We start from the raw sequence: 16,594 nt of genomic DNA, 5'->3' as shown, positions 1-16,594 counted from the left end.
TGCGGACCGCAAAGGCCGCCCAACCCGCTCCGCCGCAGGTCAGACGGCCTTTCGCCGAACGCATTAGACGTTGAAGCGGAACTCCACCACGTCGCCGTCGCGCATGACGTAGTCCTTGCCCTCCATGCGGGCCTTGCCCTTGGCGCGGGCCTCGGCGACCGAGCCGGTCTCGACCAGGTCCTCGAAGGAGATGACCTCGGCCTTGATGAAGCCCTTCTGGAAGTCGGTGTGGATGACTCCGGCGGCCTCGGGGGCGGTGGCGCCGCGCTTGATGGTCCAGGCGCGGGACTCCTTCGGGCCCGCGGTCAGGTACGTCTGCAGGCCGAGGGTGTTGAAGCCGACGCGGGCGAGGATGGCGAGGCCGGGCTCCTCGGCGCCGACCGACTCCAGGAGCTCCATGGCGTCCTCCTCGTCCAGCTCGGCGAGGTCCGCCTCCAGCTTGGCGTTGAGGAAGATCGCCTCGGCGGGGGCGACCAGGGCGCGCTGCTCGTTCTTGAAGTCCTCGTCGGTCAGCTCGTCCTCGTCGACGTTGAAGACGTAGAGGAACGGCTTGGTGGTGAGCAGGTGCAGGTCGTGCAGGGGCTCGGCCCGCTCGCTGCCCTGGACGATGCCGTGCGTGAAGAGCGGGTCGCCCTTCTCCAGGATCTCCTTGGCCTCCTCGACCGCCTTGACCTTGGGCGCGATGTCCTTCTTGATCCGCGACTCCTTCTGCAGGCGCGGCAGGACCTTCTCGATGGTCTGCAGGTCGGCGAGGATCAGCTCGGTGTTGATCGTCTCGATGTCGCCCTTCGGCGAGACCTTGCCGTCGACGTGGACGACGTTCTCGTCCTGGAAGGCGCGGATGACCTGGCAGATCGCGTCGGACTCGCGGATGTTCGCCAGGAACTTGTTGCCGAGGCCCTCGCCCTCGCTGGCGCCGCGGACGATGCCCGCGATGTCGACGAAGTCGACCGTGGCCGGGAGGATCCGCTGGGAGCCGAAGATCTCCGCGAGCTTCGCCAGCCGGGCGTCGGGGACACCGACCACGCCCACGTTCGGCTCGATGGTGGCGAACGGGTAGTTGGCCGCCAGCACGTCGTTCTTGGTCAGGGCGTTGAACAGGGTCGACTTGCCGACATTCGGCAGACCGACGATTCCGATCGTGAGCGACACGTTGCGACTTCCCGTACGTGAGGATGGGGGACGAGGACCGGCCGACTGGGCGCGTGGGCCGATCCACCAGTCTACGGCGTACCCGCTCCACGCCCCGTCGGTAAATCGAACGCATGGACAGCCCTAGATCCTCGGCGTGTCCGACGGCCCATTCGGCACATAAACAGACCTAAGTTGGTCCAGTGGAGCAACACAGCACGCGACCTGCTCAGTACGGACCGCGACGTGACCGGCCGGCCCGGCCGCCTCGGCCGCCGCTGCCTCCTCAGGCGGGGCGGACGCCCGGGGGCGGTGTCGCGCGCTCCGCCCGGCCCGTCCGCCCGGCGCAGCGCAGACCCGCGCCGGCCCCTCGGCCCGTTCCCGCCCCTGCGGCCCGGCGGCTGCCGAATCCCCGGCTCACCGGGCTCGGCGGAGGTCTCTTCTGCGGGTTCGTGATGCTGACGCTCGGGTTCCTCGTCGCGCTGCTGTTCGGGATGTCCCCGACCGTGTACGGCGTGCTGTTCCTGCCGGTGTGCGTGCTGACCGCGCTGTGGGTGCGCGAGGGGGACCTGCTCACCGCGCCCGTGGTCGTCCCGGTCGCCTTCGCCCTGGGCCTGGTCCCGGTCGCCGACGAGGGCGACGGCGGGACCGGCGCCCGGCTCATGGGCATGGTGACGGGACTCGCCACCCAGGCCGGCTGGCTGTACGGGGGGACCCTGCTCGCCTGCGCGATCGTGCTCGGCCGGCGGATGCGCATGATCCGTACGATCAACCGGCGGGCCGCCGCCCGGAGCCGGGCCCAGGCCTGACGTCCGGGTGCCGGGCCTCTCCGGGAAGGGTCCCCGGGCGTCCCGGTGCCTAGGCGCCCGTGGCCGCCCTCATCGCCGCTCCCACGATGCCCGCGTTGTTCTGCAGCTGCGCCGGGACGATCTCGGCCTTGATGCCCTGGATGTGGGGCAGGAACTTCTCGGACTTGCGGCTGACGCCGCCGCCGATCACGAACAGCTCCGGCGAGAACAGCATCTCCACGTGGGCCAGGTACTTCTGCACCCGGTGCGCCCAGTGCTCCCACGTCAGCTCGTGGTCCTCCCGGGCCTTGCTGGAGGCCCGCTTCTCCGCCTCGTGGCCGTGCAGCTCCAGGTGGCCGAGCTCCGTGTTCGGGACCAGGACGCCGTCCACGAACACGGCGCTGCCGATGCCCGTACCGAACGTCAGCAGGACGACCGTGCCCCGGCGGCCCTTCGCGGCGCCGAAGTGCATCTCGGCGACGCCCGCCGCATCCGCGTCGTTGACCACGGTCACGGGCAGACCGCCGAGGCGGTCGCCGAGCAGGACCCGCGCGTCGGTGTCGACCCAGCTCTTGTCGACGTTGGCCGCCGAACGGATCGTGGTGCCGTCGGTGACCACGCCCGGGAAGGTGACCCCGACCGGACCGGTCCAGCCGAAGTGGTCGACGACCTCCTTGACCCCGTCGGCCACCGCGTCCGGTGTGGAGGGGTGAGGGGTGAGGACCTTGCAGCGCTCCTGCGCCAGGTCCCCCTTGTCCAGGTCGACCGGGGCACCCTTGATCCCGGACCCGCCGATGTCCACACCGAAAATCTGCATGGGACTACGTTAAGCCGGGCCGTGAACGGCCACCGAACCGAACGCCGCCCCCAATCGGACACAGGGGGAGGATTGGGGATGTGACGCCGCCACATCCCCCCGGACCTCCGTCCGTCGGCGCACTAGGCCGACGCCGGGGCCCCTCCCGGCCCGGTGCCACCGCGCTCCGCCACCAGCGTCGCCGCCTCCTCGCGCAGGTCGCGGCGCAGCTCCTTCGGCAGCGAGAAGATGATGGACTCCTCGGCGGCCTTGACGATCTCGACATCCTCGAAGCCGCGCTGCGCGAGCCATTCCAGGACCTGCTCGACCAGCACCTCCGGCACCGAGGCGCCCGAGGTGACGCCGACCGTGGAGACGCCCTCCAGCCAGGCCTCGTCGATCTCGTCGGCGAAGTCCACCAGGTGGGCGTCACGGGCGCCCGCGATCTTAGCGACCTCGACGAGCCGCACGGAGTTGGAGGAGTTCCGCGAGCCGACCACGATCACCAGGTCCGCCTCGGCGCCCATCTGCTTGACCGCCAACTGGCGGTTCTGCGTGGCGTAGCAGATGTCGTCGCTGGGCGGGGAGATCAGCTGGGGGAACTTGTCCTTGAGGGCGTCGACGGTCTCCATCGTCTCGTCCACCGAGAGGGTGGTCTGGGAGAGCCAGACGACCTTCGACGGGTCACGGACCTCGACCTTGGCGACGTCCTCGGGGCCGTCGACGAGCTGGATGTGGTCGGGGGCCTCGCCGGAGGTGCCGATGACCTCTTCGTGGCCCTCGTGCCCGATCAGGAGGATGTCGTAGTCCTCGCTCGCGAACCGGACCGCTTCCTTGTGCACCTTGGTGACCAGCGGGCAGGTCGCGTCGATGGTGGCGAGCCGGCCGCGCGCGGCCTCCTCGTGGACGACGGGGGCCACGCCGTGCGCGGAGAACATGACGATGTTGCCCGGCGGGACCTCCTCCGTCCGTTCGACGAAGACGGCGCCCTTCTTCTCCAGGGTCTGCACGACGTATTTGTTGTGCACGATCTCGTGCCGGACGTAGACGGGGGCCCCGTACTGCTCCAGGGCCTTCTCGACGGCGATCACGGCGCGGTCCACGCCCGCGCAGTAGCCCCGGGGGGCGGCGAGCAGGACACGGCGGCCAGGCGAAGCGGTCATGCGTCCCATCGTAAGGGCCCTGCCCGACAGCCCGGTGATCGCGTCCGGGGGGAGGCTCCGGGCCGGTCCGGATTCCGGGTGCACGGGAGCGCCGGGCAGGGCGCACCGGCGCACCGGGCACATGGACGGGCGGTGGACGGGCACGGGGGCGGGCGGGCGGTCGTACGGGCCGGCGACGTACGGGCACGGGGCCGCCCGGTGGTGGCCTGTGATGTCGGCGGCTCGGACTAGTCTCGCGACATGGCTGTCAACACGTCTGCGGAAGCGCCCATCCCGGTCGGTGAGGTGTCCCGGCTCATCGGGGGGTGGATCGACCGGCTCGGCGCGGTGTGGGTCGAGGGGCAGATCACCCAGCTGTCGCGGCGGCCGGGCGCCGGGGTGGTGTTCATGACGCTGCGGGACGCCTCGTACGACATCTCCGTCGGCGTGACCTGCTACCGACAGGTGTTCGACGCCGTCGCCGACGTCGTCGGCGAGGGCGCGCGGGTCGTGGTGCACTGCAAGCCCGAGTGGTACGCCCCGCGCGGGCAGCTGTCGCTGCGGGCCGCCGAGATCAGGCCGGTCGGGGTCGGGGAGCTGCTCGCACGTCTTGAGCAGCTGAAGAAGTCCCTCGCGCGGGAGGGCCTTTTCGCCCCCGAGCGGAAGAAGCCGCTGCCGTTCCTGCCGCGGCTGATCGGGCTGGTGTGCGGACGTGCCTCGGCCGCCGAGCGGGACGTGCTGGAGAATGCCCGGCGCCGCTGGCCCGCCGTCCGCTTCGAGGTGCGCAACGTCGCCGTGCAGGGCGTGCACGCGGTGCCGCAGGTCGTCCAGGCCGTGAAGGAGTTGGACGCGGTCGACGAGGTGGACGTGATCGTCGTGGCCCGGGGCGGGGGCAGCGTGGAGGACCTGCTGCCGTTCTCCGACGAACAGCTGGTGCGGACGGTGGCGGACTGCCGGACGCCGGTCGTCTCCGCGATCGGGCACGAGCCGGACAACCCGCTCCTGGATCATGTCGCCGACGTGCGGGCCTCCACCCCGACGGACGCCGCCAAAAGGGTCGTCCCGGACGTGGGCGAGGAGTACGAGCGGGTGCGGCTGCTGCGCGACCGTGCGCGGCGCTGCGTCCAGGCGTTCGTCGACCGGGAGGAGCGGGGGCTGGCGCAGGCGCTGGCCCGGCCTTCGATGGAGGCTCCGCACCGGATGATCGACGGACGGGCCGAGGAGGTCACCGCGCTACTCGACCGGGCCCGGCGCTCCCTGCGGCACCAGCTGGACCGGACCGACTCCGAGCTGACGCACACGCACGCGCGCGTGGTGGCCCTCTCCCCCGCCGCGACGCTCAAGCGGGGGTATGCCGTACTGCAGCGGGCCGACGGACACGCCGTGCGCGATCCGGGCGAGGTGGAGGCCGGTGAGGCATTGCGGGCACGGGTGTCCGAGGGTGAGTTCAGTGTCCGAGTCGATACGTAGGGTGGGCGGATGACCAGCAAGACGGAGCAGACGGGGCAGGCGGGGCAGGCGGGGCAGGCGGAGGCCGCGGCCGAGGCTCTCGGGTACGAGCAGGCGCGGGACGAGCTGATCGAGGTCGTACGCCGCCTGGAGACGGGCGGTACGACGCTGGAGGAGTCGCTCGCGCTGTGGGAGCGGGGCGAGGAACTGGCCAAGGTGTGCCGGAGCCGGCTGGACGGGGCACGGGCCCGGCTGGACGCGGCGCTCGCGGAGGAGACCGCTGGAGCGGGACGGGCGGAGGGCGGGGGCGGGAAGCCGTAGCCCGGGCCCGGCCCACCCGCGCCGGGCCCGCCGGGGCGGGGCCGCCCTGGCGGACCCGGCTACTTCGCGTTGTCCTCGGCCAGCGTGTGGGCGACGAGGGCGTTCGCATGACCGTGGCCCAGGCCGTGCTCGGTCTTGAGCCAGGCGACCAGTTCCATGTGCTGGACGAGCGGCGATGAGCGGATCAGCTCCTTCCACTCCGCGATCGGACGGCCGTACTTCTTCTCGATCGACGGAAAGTAGCTGGCGGGGCCCTTGAGGGTGTCGGTCATATCAGTTGGTCCCATCTCAGGTGAACGACGGCGTACTGCCCTCCAAGACCGCGGACGGCCGGCGAAGTGTTCGCCGTGTCGCTGTGGCGTGCATCACCCCGGAAGGGTTTCCTTGTGAAGCAGGTCACCGCATTCCGCTTTTTGTTGAACTTTGAACTTCCCTGTCGTACCGTTTTCCTCATCAAGGGTTTCGCGCCGACCGCGCGGGACCGATGCTTCCCCTAGAAAGTTCACGCATGTCTCTCGTTCTTGACTCCGCCGCCCAGGACCTGCTCTTCCGTGAGGCGCGCACCGCCAACACGTTCACCGACGAGCCGGTGACCGACGAGCAGGTGCAGGCCATCTACGACCTGGTCAAGTACGGCCCGACCTCCATGAACAACTCGCCGCTGCGCGTCACCCTGGTCCGCTCCCCCGAGGCCCGCGAGCGCCTCGTCCAGCACATGGCGGAGGGCAACGCGGCCAAGACGGCCACCGCCCCGCTGGTCGCGATCCTCTCCGCGGACAACGAGTTCCACGAGGAGCTGCCGCAGCTCTTCCCGCACTTCCCCGGGGCCAAGGACATGTTCGCCGGCGACCGCTCGATGCGCGAGGGCCAGGCTTCCCTGAACGCCGCCCTGCAGGCCGCGTACTTCATCATCGGCGTGCGTGCCGCGGGTCTGGCCGCCGGCCCGATGACCGGCTGCGACTTCGAGGGCATCCGCAAGGAGTTCCTCGACGACGACCACACGCCGCTGGTGGTCGTCAACATCGGCCGCCCCGGCCCGGACGCCTGGTTCCCGCGCGGCCCGCGCCTGGAGTACGGCCAGGTCGTCACCACCGTCTGAGCGTCGCTTCGCGGCATGCGGCAGGGCCCCCGACACCTTGGTGTCGGGGGCCCTGCCGCATGCCTGCCGTATGCCGGTCCTCGCGTCCCCGGTCCTCGCGCACCCGGTCAGTCGGATGCGGTGCGCAGAGCCTCGGCCATCTCCGTCAGCCGGGCGAAGGACGCCGTGCCCGTCACCACGGTGGTCGAACCCTCCTCCTCGAGCACCAGCGCGTCGTACCGATCGCCCTCGTACCGGGTCCAGGTCTTTCCGTCGATCTGCTGCGTCTTCCCGGTCTTCTCCGCGCCCTGGGTCTCGCCCTCGATGAAGACCACCGACTTCTGAGTCGACTGCTCGACCGCCACGTACTCCCCGTCGGGGGCTCGGTAGCCGAGGTGCCAGGAATCGAACTCCTCGCCCTGGAAACGGACGGAGGTGGGCTTCCATGCCTCGGACAGACCCTCGGGCGCGGCCACCGGATAGGTGGCGGCGCGGCGCGCGGTGAGCAGGTCGACGCGGTAGTCGACCCGCTTGAGGTCGGGCTCGCCGTCGTCGTGCGGGATGAACAGCCAGATCACTCCCGCGGCGAGCAAGATGAGACTCAGGGAAAGGATCATGTCCCGAGCCGACTTCTGCATGCTGTTCGTTCCTGCCACGCCCCTATCGTCGCAGGTGCCCGGTCCGCTCATCCGTGGGGGCCCCTGCTCATTTTGTCAGTCCGGCGCTAGAGTCAGGCGCAACACCCTCATCCGGCCGTCGTCGTACAGAAAGGTGCGCTCCGATGACCGAACACCATCAATTGCCGTCCGAACTCGATGTGCCCTCCGAAGCTCCCGACCGCAACCTCGCCCTGGAACTCGTGCGGGTCACCGAGGCCGCCGCGATGGCCGCCGGGCGCTGGGTCGGGCGCGGCGACAAGAACGGCGCCGACGGTGCCGCGGTACGCGCCATGCGCACCCTCGTCTCCACCGTCTCGATGAACGGCGTCGTCGTCATCGGTGAGGGCGAGAAGGACGAGGCCCCGATGCTCTTCAACGGGGAGCGCGTGGGCGACGGGACCGGGCCCGAGTGCGACATCGCCGTCGACCCCATCGACGGCACCACGCTGACCGCCAAGGGCATGACCAACGCGATCGCCGTACTGGCCGCCGCCGAACGCGGCTCGATGTTCGACCCCTCGGCCGTGTTCTACATGGACAAGCTGGTCACGGGGCCCGAGGCCGCCGACTTCGTCGACATCGACGCACCGGTGGCCGTGAACATCCGCCGGGTCGCCAAGGCCAAGCGGGTCACCCCCGAGGACGTCACGGTGGTGATCCTCGACCGGCCCCGGCACGAGGGCATCATCAAGGAGATCCGGGAGACCGGGGCGCGCATCAAGCTGATCTCCGACGGTGACGTGGCCGGCTCGATCCTCGCCCTGCGCGAGGGCACCGGCATCGACCTGCTGCTCGGCATCGGCGGCACCCCCGAGGGCATCATCTCGGCCTGTGCCGTGAAGTGCCTCGGCGGCACCCTCCAGGGCAAACTGTGGCCGCAGGACGACGCGGAGCGGCAGCGCGCGATCGACGCGGGGCACGATCTCGACCGGGTGCTGACCGACGCCGACCTCGTCACCGGCGACAACGTGTTCTTCGTGGCCACCGGCATCACCGACGGCGAGCTGCTGCGCGGGGTGCGGTACCGGTCCGAGACCGCCACGACCGACTCCATCGTGATGCGGTCCAAGTCGGGCACGGTGCGGCGGATCGACTCCGAGCACCGGCTGAGCAAGCTGCGCGCGTACAGTGCGGTGGATTTCGACCGGGCGAAGTAGCTCCGCCGGGTTCGACGGAGGCCGTGCGGGCGGCCCACGGGTGTGCGGTCCGTGGGTCGCCGGGAGCCTCGTCGAACGGTGCGGTCCGCTGTGGCCGGTCGCGTGGTTCCCCGCGCCCCGGTGGGTCGTCCCGGGGGCGGGAACACTCCTCGCGCCGGGTTCCGGGGCCGGTCAGCCTGCTGCCGCTATGGGACCGCCGGTGCGGGCCGCCTTCTGGAGTTCCACGTCCCGGCGGCGGCGCCGGGCCAGGACCACACGGCGCTCGGCGGCGGTCAGGCCGCCCCAGACACCGTAGGGCTCGGGCTGGAGCAGGGCGTGCTCCCTGCACTCGACCATCACCGGACAGCGGGCGCAGACCCGCTTGGCGGCCTCCTCGCGGGAGAGCCTGGCGGCCGTGGGTTCCTTCGACGGAGCGAAGAACAGTCCTGCCTCGTCGCGCCGGCACACCGCCTCGGTGTGCCAGGGCGCGTCCTGATCCCTGTCTCGCGTCGGCACCCGCTGGGCCGGAACGGCAGCTACCTGCAGGGACGAATGCGGCGGTTGCGGCACGGGTCTACTCCTGACGACGGCTTCGCGAGCGAGAGACGATGCAGCAAGGCTTACCCGCTGTGCGTGCGCCTATGCACTGAGTCCCGAACCGCCGCTTCCGGCAACGGAATTCGGCCCACGCCGCCTCCGCGCCGCACGGACGGAACGCCTCAGCGTCTCCGTCCGCCCCGCTTCACGGTCGTCAACGGTCCTGGCGCTTGCGCACACCCTTGTCCACCGAGCGCTGCACCCGGTCGAGGATGTCCGCCACCAGCTTGCCCCGCTTGGGCCGCGCCTCGATATTGCCCAGCACCGCCCAGCCGTCCACGTAGACCACCGGGGCCTCGGGGTCCTCGGAGTCCAGCGAGGACACCTCGAAGTTGCCGAGGACGCCACCGCCCATGCCGCGCAGCGACACGTTCTCCGGGACGCGGACCTCGACGTTGCCGAAGACCGAGAAGGCCTTGATCACGACCTGCTGGTGCTCGAAGACCGCCTCGCTGAGGTCTATCTCGACATTGCCGAAGACCGCGTACACATGGATGCGGCGGCCGGCCCGCCAGCGGCCCTTGCGGGTGGCGGCGCTGAAGACCGCCACCACGTTGTCGTCGGGGTCCATCGGGATGGCGCCCGCGGTGGGCCGGCTGGGCACCGAGGCATGGACCGCGCGTCGCTGGTGGGCGCCCGGCAGGTCCCGGACGAACACCTCGAGCTCTCCGGCGGTCTTGGCGGCCAGCACGCCCTCGACGCGCTCGGCGTGCTCCTCGGGGGACAGCCTGCCCTCGGCGAGGGCCTCGCGCAGAAGGTCGGCGACACGGTCGCGGTCGGCGTCCGAGACGCGCAGCTCGGCGGCCCGCGGTGCGCTGTCCTGCGGCTGGGCGTGCTTCTGAAGGTCCACGGCAGCACCTTACCCAAACGCGATAGATCGCGACTAGCCCCCGTCGCCAACTCCTCGTGAACGACTCGGGAACCGCCGGACCGACCGGACGGCCCCCACCGGACCGGCCGACCCCACCGGACCCCACCGGGCGCCACCTGGCCCCACCTGGCCCACCGACCCGACGGGAAGCCATGAGGTGGTGACCGACCGCTACTGAGGACAACCTCACAGGCTCGTTCCCGGCGGCAGGTCCTACGCTGGTGGGCGCCCGCCGACGTCGGCGGGCGGCCACCTGTCGAGTGAGGAATGGGCGCGATGCCTGAGTTCGAGTACGCCGATCTGCTCCCCATGGGAGAGGACACCACCCCCTACCGGCTGGTGACCTCCGAAGGTGTCTCCACCTTCGAGGCCGACGGACGGACCTTCCTCAAGGTGGAGCCTCAGGCGCTGCGCAAGCTCGCCGAAGAGGCCATCCGCGACATCCAGCACTACCTGCGCCCCGCCCACCTCACCCAGCTGCGCCGCATCATCGACGACCCCGAGGCGTCGTCCAACGACAAGTTCGTCGCCCTGGACCTGCTGAAGAACGCCAACATCGCGGCGGCCGGCGTGCTCCCCATGTGCCAGGACACCGGCACCGCGATCGTCATGGGCAAGCGCGGCCAGAACGTGCTCACCGAGGGCGGCGACGAGGAGGCCCTGTCCCGGGGCGTCTACGACGCGTACCGGAACCTCAACCTGCGCTACTCCCAGATGGCCCCCCTGACCATGTGGGAGGAGAAGAACACCGGCACCAACCTCCCCGCCCAGATCGAGCTGTACGCCACCGACGGCGGCGCCTACAAGTTCCTGTTCATGGCCAAGGGCGGCGGCTCCGCCAACAAGAGCTTCCTCTACCAGGAGACCAAGGCCGTCCTGAACGAGTCCTCCATGATGAAGTTCCTGGAGGAGAAGATCCGTTCGCTCGGCACGGCCGCCTGCCCGCCGTACCACCTGGCGATCGTCGTCGGCGGCACGTCGGCCGAGTACGCGCTGAAGACCGCGAAGTACGCCTCGGCGCACTACCTCGACGAGATCCCGACCGAGGGTTCCCCGCTGGGGCACGGCTTCCGCGACAAGGAGCTGGAGGACAAGGTCTTCGAGCTGACCCAGAAGATCGGCATCGGCGCGCAGTTCGGCGGCAAGTACTTCTGCCACGACGTCCGCGTGGTCCGGCTGCCGCGGCACGGCGCGTCCTGCCCGGTCGCGATCGCGGTCTCCTGCTCCGCCGACCGCCAGGCCGTCGCGAAGATCACCGCCGAGGGCGTCTTCCTCGAGCAGCTGGAGCGGGACCCCGCGCGGTTCCTCCCGGAGACGACGGACGAGCACCTCGAGTCCGACGGCGACGTCGTTCAGATCGACCTGAACCAGCCGATGGACGCCATCCTCGCGGAACTCACCAAGTACCCGGTGAAGACCCGCCTCTCCCTCACCGGTCCGCTGGTCGTGGCCCGCGACATCGCGCACGCCAAGATCAAGGAGCGGCTGGACGCGGGCGAGGGGATGCCGCAGTACCTCAAGGACCACCCGGTGTACTACGCCGGTCCGGCCAAGACCCCCGAGGGTTACGCGTCCGGCTCCTTCGGCCCGACGACGGCCGGCCGTATGGACTCCTACGTCGAGCAGTTCCAGGCGGCCGGCGGCTCCAAGGTGATGCTCGCCAAGGGCAACCGCAGCAAGCAGGTCACCGACGCGTGCGACGCGCACGGCGGCTTCTACCTCGGCTCGATCGGCGGGCCGGCCGCCCGGCTCGCCCAGGACTGCATCAAGAAGGTCGAGGTCCTGGAGTACGAGGAGCTCGGCATGGAGGCGGTCTGGAAGATCGAGGTCGAGGACTTCCCGGCGTTCGTCGTCGTCGACGACAAGGGCAACGACTTCTTCCAGGATCCTTCGCCGCAGCAGCCGACGTTCACGTCGATTCCGGTGCGGGGGCCGGGGCTGGCGTAGTGCCTCCCGGGGGCGGCGGTTGAGGGTTTCGGCCTCCCGCCGCCCCTTTTCCTTCCACCCCCGGGCCGCGCCCCGAACCCCCTTCGGCCCCGAACGGGCCTCCTCCTCGGACGCCGGACGGGCGGGGCCCGCCTCCGCAGTTCGCCCTCGACCGACTGGGCCGGCTCGCCACCGACGCGCCGTCACGACAGGTCCGGGAACCGCCCGTGGGGCCGCCGCGGGGGCCCGCACGCCCGGATAGCGGACGCGGTGTTCCCTTTTTGGACAACCTGCCCGCACGGGCCCCGTTTCCGTTGACTCCCCCAACCTTCGCTGTGAGTCTTCTCGCCATCTTGACATGCACACGATATGTCAGGCTCCCTGTGGCCCACCCCACGGCCACCTCCCGAAGGAGACAGTGTGAGACGACGATTCGCCGTGGCGAGCTTCTCCCTCGCCGTCGCGCTCGGCTGCGGAACACTCCCCGCCGCGGCCGCCGCTCCCGCGGACACGGCCCGGTCCGCCCTCGCCGTGAACGCGCTCGCCGCGCCCGACGTCGACGTGACGAAGGTGCGGGCGCACCTGAGCGAGCTCAGCGCCATCGCCGGCCGCAACGGCGGCAACCGCCGCTCCACCACCCAGGGGTACCGCGACTCGGTCGCCTACGTGAAGGGCAAGCTGCAGGCGGCCGGTTACACCGTCACCGAGCAGCCCTGCACCTCCGGCTGCACCAGCGGAGCGGGTCCCAACCTGATCGCCGAGTGGCCGCAGGGCGACGCGAACAACGTGTACATGTTCGGCGCCCACCTCGACGGCGTCTCGGCGGGTCCCGGCATGAACGACAACGGCTCCGGCTCGGCCGCCCTCCTGGAGAACGCCCTGACCCTGGCCCAGCAGAACCCGGCCATGCGCAACCGGGTCCGCTTCGCCTGGTGGACCGACGAGGAGCAGGGCCTCAACGGCTCGGAGTTCTACGTCCGTTCGCTGTCCTCCACCCAGCGCTCCAGGATCCGGGCGTACTACAACTTCGACATGGTCTCCTCGACCAACGGCGGCTACTTCATCAACCGCATCACCACGTCGGCCGCCGCGCCGATGAAGGCGTACTGGGACTCGCTGGGCCTGCAGCCCGAGGAGAACACCGAGGGCGCCGGGCGCAGCGACGACTACCCCTTCCAGCAGGCCGGCATCCCCACCTCCGGTTACGCGATGGGCGCCAGTGCCCGCAAGACGTCCGCACAGGCCGCAAAGTGGGGCGGCACGGCCGGTTCCGCCTACGACCCCTGCTACCACCGGTCCTGCGACACCCTCACCAACATCAACACCACCGGCCTGAACCGCGCGGCCGACGGCATCGCCCACACCCTCTGGCAGCAGGCCGTCTCGTCAACGACCCGGGACTAAAAGTCCCGGGCTTGCACAACGGGCACCACTGGCGGTGATGCTGCGTTTGCGTCCAGCCCCGCCCCGCGGACGCGGAGGCGGGGCAGGGGCCGTTGACGTGACCCCGCATCGCCGCAACTCCCGCGCACGAGCGCGGATGTTGCGGGAGCTGTTCCGGTCCGCGTGATCAACGAATCCGCAGGACCGGCACACGAACCGGGCCTGACTCACCCGGTTCGCCTGGTCGATGTGCCCGCACTCGGCGCAGGTGCGGGAGGTGTACGCCGGATCGACGTATACCACCGGCACCCCCGCCCGGCGGGCCTTGTACGCGATGAACTGCCCCAGCTGAGCAAAGGACCAGCTGGAGTGGGTGGCCCGTTGGGGCTTGCGAAGCCGTACCCTCTGCCGGATGCCCGTGAGGTCTTCCAGGGCGATCCCGCGCGAGGTGCGTTCTGCCTCGGCCACCACATGTTTCGCGATCTTGTGGTTGATGTCCCTGGCCCGCCGGGCCTCCTTGCGGCGGCGTCTCTTCAGCCGCCGCCGGGCGGACGGGGTGTTCTTCTGCTGCAGCTTGGTGCGCAGGCCGCGCTCGCGGGCCCGGATCCGGTTGAGTTCCCGCCCGGCCATGATCTTGCCGTCGGAGGTGGTGGCGATGTTCACGATGCCCAGGTCGATGCCGAGGAAGTCCACCGGATCGGTGTTCAGCGGCGCCTCGGGGACCTCGCAGGTGGCGTTCAGGAACCACATGCCGTCCCGGCAGATGAGATCGGACTCGCCCCTGCGGTACCGGGCGAGCGTGGCCAGCTGCTCCGGCGCGGCGGTGAACGCCACGTCCTTCATCCGCCCGCCGGTGGTCCACACCGACACCGTCCGCCCGGCGAGCTGCCACGAGAGCATCCGGTCGTCGAAAGGCTGGGCGCCCAGGGGACGGAAGACAACGGGCTTCTGGGTGGCCCGGCGGTGGCGGACCGAGCCGGGAGGTCCGAAGCAGCCCGCCGTCAGGTTCGCCCGCAGGGTGGCGTAGGCGTCGCAGGTCTTCTTGATCGTGTGCTGGGCCGCCTGGGCGCCCAGGTTCCACCGCGACCTGACCTGCCCGTAGGTGAGCCTGCGCAGCGCGAAGTTCTTGAACTCCCCGCTCTCGAAGGCGACCTCGCTGACCCAGGTGGCGGCCTCGTTGCAGGCGCGCAGGGTCGCCCCCAGCGCCGCCGCCTGCACGGGCGTCGGCAGCAGCCTGACCTGCACCACCAGCTTCACGATCACCGATCGTAGACACCCGCACGACGCCGCACCACGCGTTCCCCACCGGCCACCCCATCGAGTGAAACCCGGCACTACGGGGTCCGCCTCGCCCTGCCCCGTGAGCGGAAGCCAGCCACTCCGTGACCGGACGGACACAGCGGCATCCCGGCGCTCCGCACCGCGATGCACGAGAATGTGTCTCCCCCCGGGACTGAAGCCCCGGGGTTCCTCGCAAGAACAAACTGAAGCCGGGAGACCGCCGGGCGGCCGTCTCCCCGCGGCCGGTGAGAGCACGTCCCCGCGGACGGGCCTCCCGGCCGACGGCGCGTGCCTCCGGGGCACCCGCGGTCGGCGCCGGTCTCCATGCGGCACTCCGCCCCGCCGCTCCCTCGCGGCGGGGCGGAGCCCGTTCCGGGTACCCGCGCGGAATGCTGGCAGGGGGCCGACGGGAATACCCCCGGCCCGCGCCACTGCTGTGATCTTCGGAGGTACGACGATGACGACCACGGACGACAACCGGCACTACCGCGTCGAGCACGACTCCATGGGGGAGGTGAAGGTACCCGCCGACGCCAAGTGGCGGGCGCAGACGCAGCGGGCCGTGGAGAACTTCCCGGTCTCGGGGCAGCGCATCGAACGCGCCCACATCGAGGCCCTCGCCCGGATCAAGGGCGCCGCGGCGAAGGTGAACGCGCGCCTCGGTGTGCTGGACGGGGACATCGCCGAGGCGATCGGCGAGGCGGCCGGAGAGGTCGCCGGGGGGAAGTGGGACGAGCACTTCCCCGTCGACGTGTTCCAGACGGGGTCGGGCACCTCGTCCAACATGAACACCAACGAGGTCATCGCCACCCTGGCGACCGAGCGGCTCGGGCGCCCCGTGCATCCCAACGACCACGTCAACGCCTCCCAGTCGTCCAACGACGTCTTCCCGTCCTCGATCCACATCGCCGCCACCGCCGCCGTCACCCGGGACCTCGTACCGGCCCTGGAGCACCTCGCGGCCTCGCTGGAGCGCAAGGCCGAGGAGTTCGCCGACGTGGTGAAGTCGGGGCGTACCCACCTGATGGACGCCACGCCCGTCACCCTCGGGCAGGAGTTCGGCGGGTACGCGGCCCAGGTGCGGTACGGGGTCGAGCGGCTGCACGCCTCCCTGCCGCGGCTGGCCGAGCTGCCCCTCGGCGGGACCGCCGTCGGCACCGGCATCAACACTCCGCCCGGGTTCTCCGCCGCCGTCATCGAGGAGATCGCCGAGGTCACCGGGCTGCCGCTGACCGAGGCCCGCGACCACTTCGAGGCGCAGGGCGCCCGGGACGGCATCGTGGAGACCAGCGGTCAGCTGCGGACGATCGCGGTCGGACTGACGAAGATCGCCAACGATCTGCGGTGGATGGCCTCGGGGCCCCGCACCGGCCTCGCCGAGATCACCCTGCCCGACCTCCAGCCCGGCTCCTCGATCATGCCGGGCAAGGTCAACCCGGTCGTCCCGGAGGCCGTGCTCATGGTCTGCGCGCAGGTCATGGGCAACGACGCGGCGGTAGCCACCGCGGGCGCGTCCGGCAACTTCGAGCTCAACGTGATGCTGCCCGTCATCGCGAAGAACGTCCTGGAGTCGATCCGGCTGCTCGCGAACGCCTCCCGGCTGCTCGCCGATCGCACGGTCGACGGGATCGTGGCCGACCGCGAGCGCGCCCGCGAGTACGCCGAGTCCTCGCCGTCCGTGGTCACCCCGCTCAACAAGTACATCGGCTACGAGGAGGCCGCGAAGGTCGCCAAGAAGGCGCTGGCGGAGCGGAGGACCATCCGCCAGGTGGTCCTGGAGAGCGGGTACGTCGAGCGCGGCGACCTCACCGTGGAGCAGCTCGACGAGGCCCTGGACGTCCTGCGGATGACGCGCCCGTGAAAGCGGCACGGCTGAGGCGCGCCCCCGGCGCGCCCCCGGCGGGTCTCCCGGCGGGTCTCCCGGCCACGCCCCCGTCGGGTCTCCTCCGTGACCCCGCCGTGTCACCGGTGTACCGCACGGGTGAAGCGTGACGGGGACCGCAGCGGTCTGTGCCCGTGGCACCTAATATCTGCCC

At 70.8% G+C, this 16,594-nt stretch carries 16 protein-coding genes; 8 read left to right on the top strand and 8 right to left on the bottom strand.

Features of this window, described 5'->3' with window-relative positions:
• Window positions 1-63: 63 nt before the first annotated feature.
• Complete coding sequence (ychF, locus tag OHB56_RS27290; RefSeq protein ID WP_055597478.1) at window positions 64-1,152, bottom strand: redox-regulated ATPase YchF; 1,089 nt, start codon at window positions 1,150-1,152, stop codon at window positions 64-66.
• 182 nt (window positions 1,153-1,334) lie between these two features.
• Here ychF and OHB56_RS27285 point away from each other — a divergent pair, with 182 nt between their 5' ends.
• Complete coding sequence (locus OHB56_RS27285) at window positions 1,335-1,940, top strand: DUF6542 domain-containing protein (protein ID WP_406356169.1); 606 nt, start codon at window positions 1,335-1,337, stop codon at window positions 1,938-1,940.
• Window positions 1,941-1,989: 49 nt separating this feature from the next.
• Here the strand turns inward: OHB56_RS27285 and ppgK are convergent, their stop codons facing one another.
• The gene (gene ppgK, locus OHB56_RS27280; RefSeq protein WP_326754535.1) at window positions 1,990-2,736 is read right to left on the bottom strand and encodes a polyphosphate--glucose phosphotransferase; all 747 of its coding nucleotides are present in this window, start codon (window positions 2,734-2,736) and stop codon (window positions 1,990-1,992) included.
• A gap of 122 nt (window positions 2,737-2,858) precedes the next feature.
• A complete protein-coding gene (locus tag OHB56_RS27275; RefSeq protein WP_326754534.1) occupies window positions 2,859-3,887 on the bottom strand; it encodes a 4-hydroxy-3-methylbut-2-enyl diphosphate reductase in 1,029 nt (342 codons plus the stop codon).
• A 231-nt stretch (window positions 3,888-4,118) separates the two neighbouring features.
• Between OHB56_RS27275 and xseA the strand changes: the two genes are divergently transcribed.
• Window positions 4,119-5,327, top strand: a complete 1,209-nt coding sequence (xseA, locus tag OHB56_RS27270; protein ID WP_326754533.1) for an exodeoxyribonuclease VII large subunit — start codon at window positions 4,119-4,121, stop codon at window positions 5,325-5,327.
• 9 nt (window positions 5,328-5,336) lie between these two features.
• Window positions 5,337-5,627, top strand: a complete 291-nt coding sequence (locus tag OHB56_RS27265; protein WP_406356166.1) for an exodeoxyribonuclease VII small subunit — start codon at window positions 5,337-5,339, stop codon at window positions 5,625-5,627.
• A gap of 59 nt (window positions 5,628-5,686) precedes the next feature.
• On the opposite strand, the gene OHB56_RS27260 is transcribed toward OHB56_RS27265, so the two are convergent.
• Window positions 5,687-5,899: a DUF4287 domain-containing protein gene (locus tag OHB56_RS27260; protein WP_406356164.1), complete on the bottom strand. Its 213-nt coding sequence runs from the start codon at window positions 5,897-5,899 to the stop codon at window positions 5,687-5,689.
• A 236-nt stretch (window positions 5,900-6,135) separates the two neighbouring features.
• Between OHB56_RS27260 and OHB56_RS27255 the strand changes: the two genes are divergently transcribed.
• Entirely contained in the window at window positions 6,136-6,726 is a 591-nt protein-coding gene (locus OHB56_RS27255; RefSeq protein WP_326754530.1) for a malonic semialdehyde reductase, read from the top strand.
• A gap of 107 nt (window positions 6,727-6,833) precedes the next feature.
• Here the strand turns inward: OHB56_RS27255 and OHB56_RS27250 are convergent, their stop codons facing one another.
• Complete coding sequence (locus tag OHB56_RS27250) at window positions 6,834-7,361, bottom strand: DUF4245 domain-containing protein (protein WP_388284056.1); 528 nt, start codon at window positions 7,359-7,361, stop codon at window positions 6,834-6,836.
• A gap of 125 nt (window positions 7,362-7,486) precedes the next feature.
• Here OHB56_RS27250 and glpX point away from each other — a divergent pair, with 125 nt between their 5' ends.
• Window positions 7,487-8,521: a class II fructose-bisphosphatase gene (gene glpX, locus OHB56_RS27245; protein ID WP_055596342.1), complete on the top strand. Its 1,035-nt coding sequence runs from the start codon at window positions 7,487-7,489 to the stop codon at window positions 8,519-8,521.
• A 171-nt stretch (window positions 8,522-8,692) separates the two neighbouring features.
• Here the strand turns inward: glpX and OHB56_RS27240 are convergent, their stop codons facing one another.
• Together OHB56_RS27240 and OHB56_RS27235 are read right to left on the bottom strand one after the other, a co-directional pair.
• On the bottom strand, window positions 8,693-9,070 hold the full coding sequence (locus OHB56_RS27240) for a WhiB family transcriptional regulator (protein WP_055596343.1): 378 nt from the start codon (window positions 9,068-9,070) through the stop codon (window positions 8,693-8,695).
• Window positions 9,071-9,251: 181 nt separating this feature from the next.
• Window positions 9,252-9,947, bottom strand: a complete 696-nt coding sequence (locus OHB56_RS27235; protein WP_326754528.1) for a DUF1707 domain-containing protein — start codon at window positions 9,945-9,947, stop codon at window positions 9,252-9,254.
• Window positions 9,948-10,244: 297 nt separating this feature from the next.
• Here OHB56_RS27235 and OHB56_RS27230 point away from each other — a divergent pair, with 297 nt between their 5' ends.
• Together OHB56_RS27230 and OHB56_RS27225 are read left to right on the top strand one after the other, a co-directional pair.
• The gene (locus tag OHB56_RS27230) at window positions 10,245-11,915 is read left to right on the top strand and encodes a fumarate hydratase (RefSeq protein ID WP_326754527.1); all 1,671 of its coding nucleotides are present in this window, start codon (window positions 10,245-10,247) and stop codon (window positions 11,913-11,915) included.
• Window positions 11,916-12,314: 399 nt separating this feature from the next.
• On the top strand, window positions 12,315-13,298 hold the full coding sequence (locus OHB56_RS27225; RefSeq protein ID WP_326754526.1) for a M28 family metallopeptidase: 984 nt from the start codon (window positions 12,315-12,317) through the stop codon (window positions 13,296-13,298).
• Here the strand turns inward: OHB56_RS27225 and OHB56_RS27220 are convergent.
• Window positions 13,281-14,534 (bottom strand): RNA-guided endonuclease InsQ/TnpB family protein, encoded by a 1,254-nt coding sequence (locus OHB56_RS27220; protein ID WP_406356160.1) that lies wholly within the window; start codon window positions 14,532-14,534, stop codon window positions 13,281-13,283. The genes OHB56_RS27225 and OHB56_RS27220 overlap by 18 nt on opposite strands.
• Before the next feature lie 481 nt (window positions 14,535-15,015).
• Between OHB56_RS27220 and OHB56_RS27215 the strand changes: the two genes are divergently transcribed.
• Window positions 15,016-16,419, top strand: a complete 1,404-nt coding sequence (locus tag OHB56_RS27215) for a class II fumarate hydratase (RefSeq protein WP_406356158.1) — start codon at window positions 15,016-15,018, stop codon at window positions 16,417-16,419.
• Window positions 16,420-16,594: the final 175 nt, after the last annotated feature.

This window comes from Streptomyces sp. NBC_01635, from assembly GCF_045209715.1.
Classification (GTDB): Bacteria; Actinomycetota; Actinomycetes; order Streptomycetales; family Streptomycetaceae; genus Streptomyces; species Streptomyces hirsutus.
The sequence above is the reverse complement of the archived record's forward strand: the minus strand, read 5'-3'. Positions and strand labels throughout refer to the sequence as shown.

Bases quoted from the DNA above. Each gene is read 5' to 3' on its own strand.
- ppgK (WP_326754535.1), bottom strand. From the start codon at position 2,736: ATGCAGATTTTCGGTGTGGACATCGGCGGGTCCGGGATCAAGGGTGCC.
- OHB56_RS27275 (WP_326754534.1), bottom strand. From the start codon at position 3,887: ATGGGACGCATGACCGCTTCGCCTGGCCGCCGTGTCCTGCTCGCCGCC.
- xseA (WP_326754533.1), top strand. From the start codon at position 4,119: ATGGCTGTCAACACGTCTGCGGAAGCGCCCATCCCGGTCGGTGAGGTG.
- OHB56_RS27265 (WP_406356166.1), top strand. From the start codon at position 5,337: ATGACCAGCAAGACGGAGCAGACGGGGCAGGCGGGGCAGGCGGGGCAG.
- OHB56_RS27260 (WP_406356164.1), bottom strand. From the start codon at position 5,899: ATGACCGACACCCTCAAGGGCCCCGCCAGCTACTTTCCGTCGATCGAG.
- OHB56_RS27255 (WP_326754530.1), top strand. From the start codon at position 6,136: ATGTCTCTCGTTCTTGACTCCGCCGCCCAGGACCTGCTCTTCCGTGAG.
- glpX (WP_055596342.1), top strand. From the start codon at position 7,487: ATGACCGAACACCATCAATTGCCGTCCGAACTCGATGTGCCCTCCGAA.
- OHB56_RS27230 (WP_326754527.1), top strand. From the start codon at position 10,245: ATGCCTGAGTTCGAGTACGCCGATCTGCTCCCCATGGGAGAGGACACC.
- OHB56_RS27215 (WP_406356158.1), top strand. From the start codon at position 15,016: ATGACGACCACGGACGACAACCGGCACTACCGCGTCGAGCACGACTCC.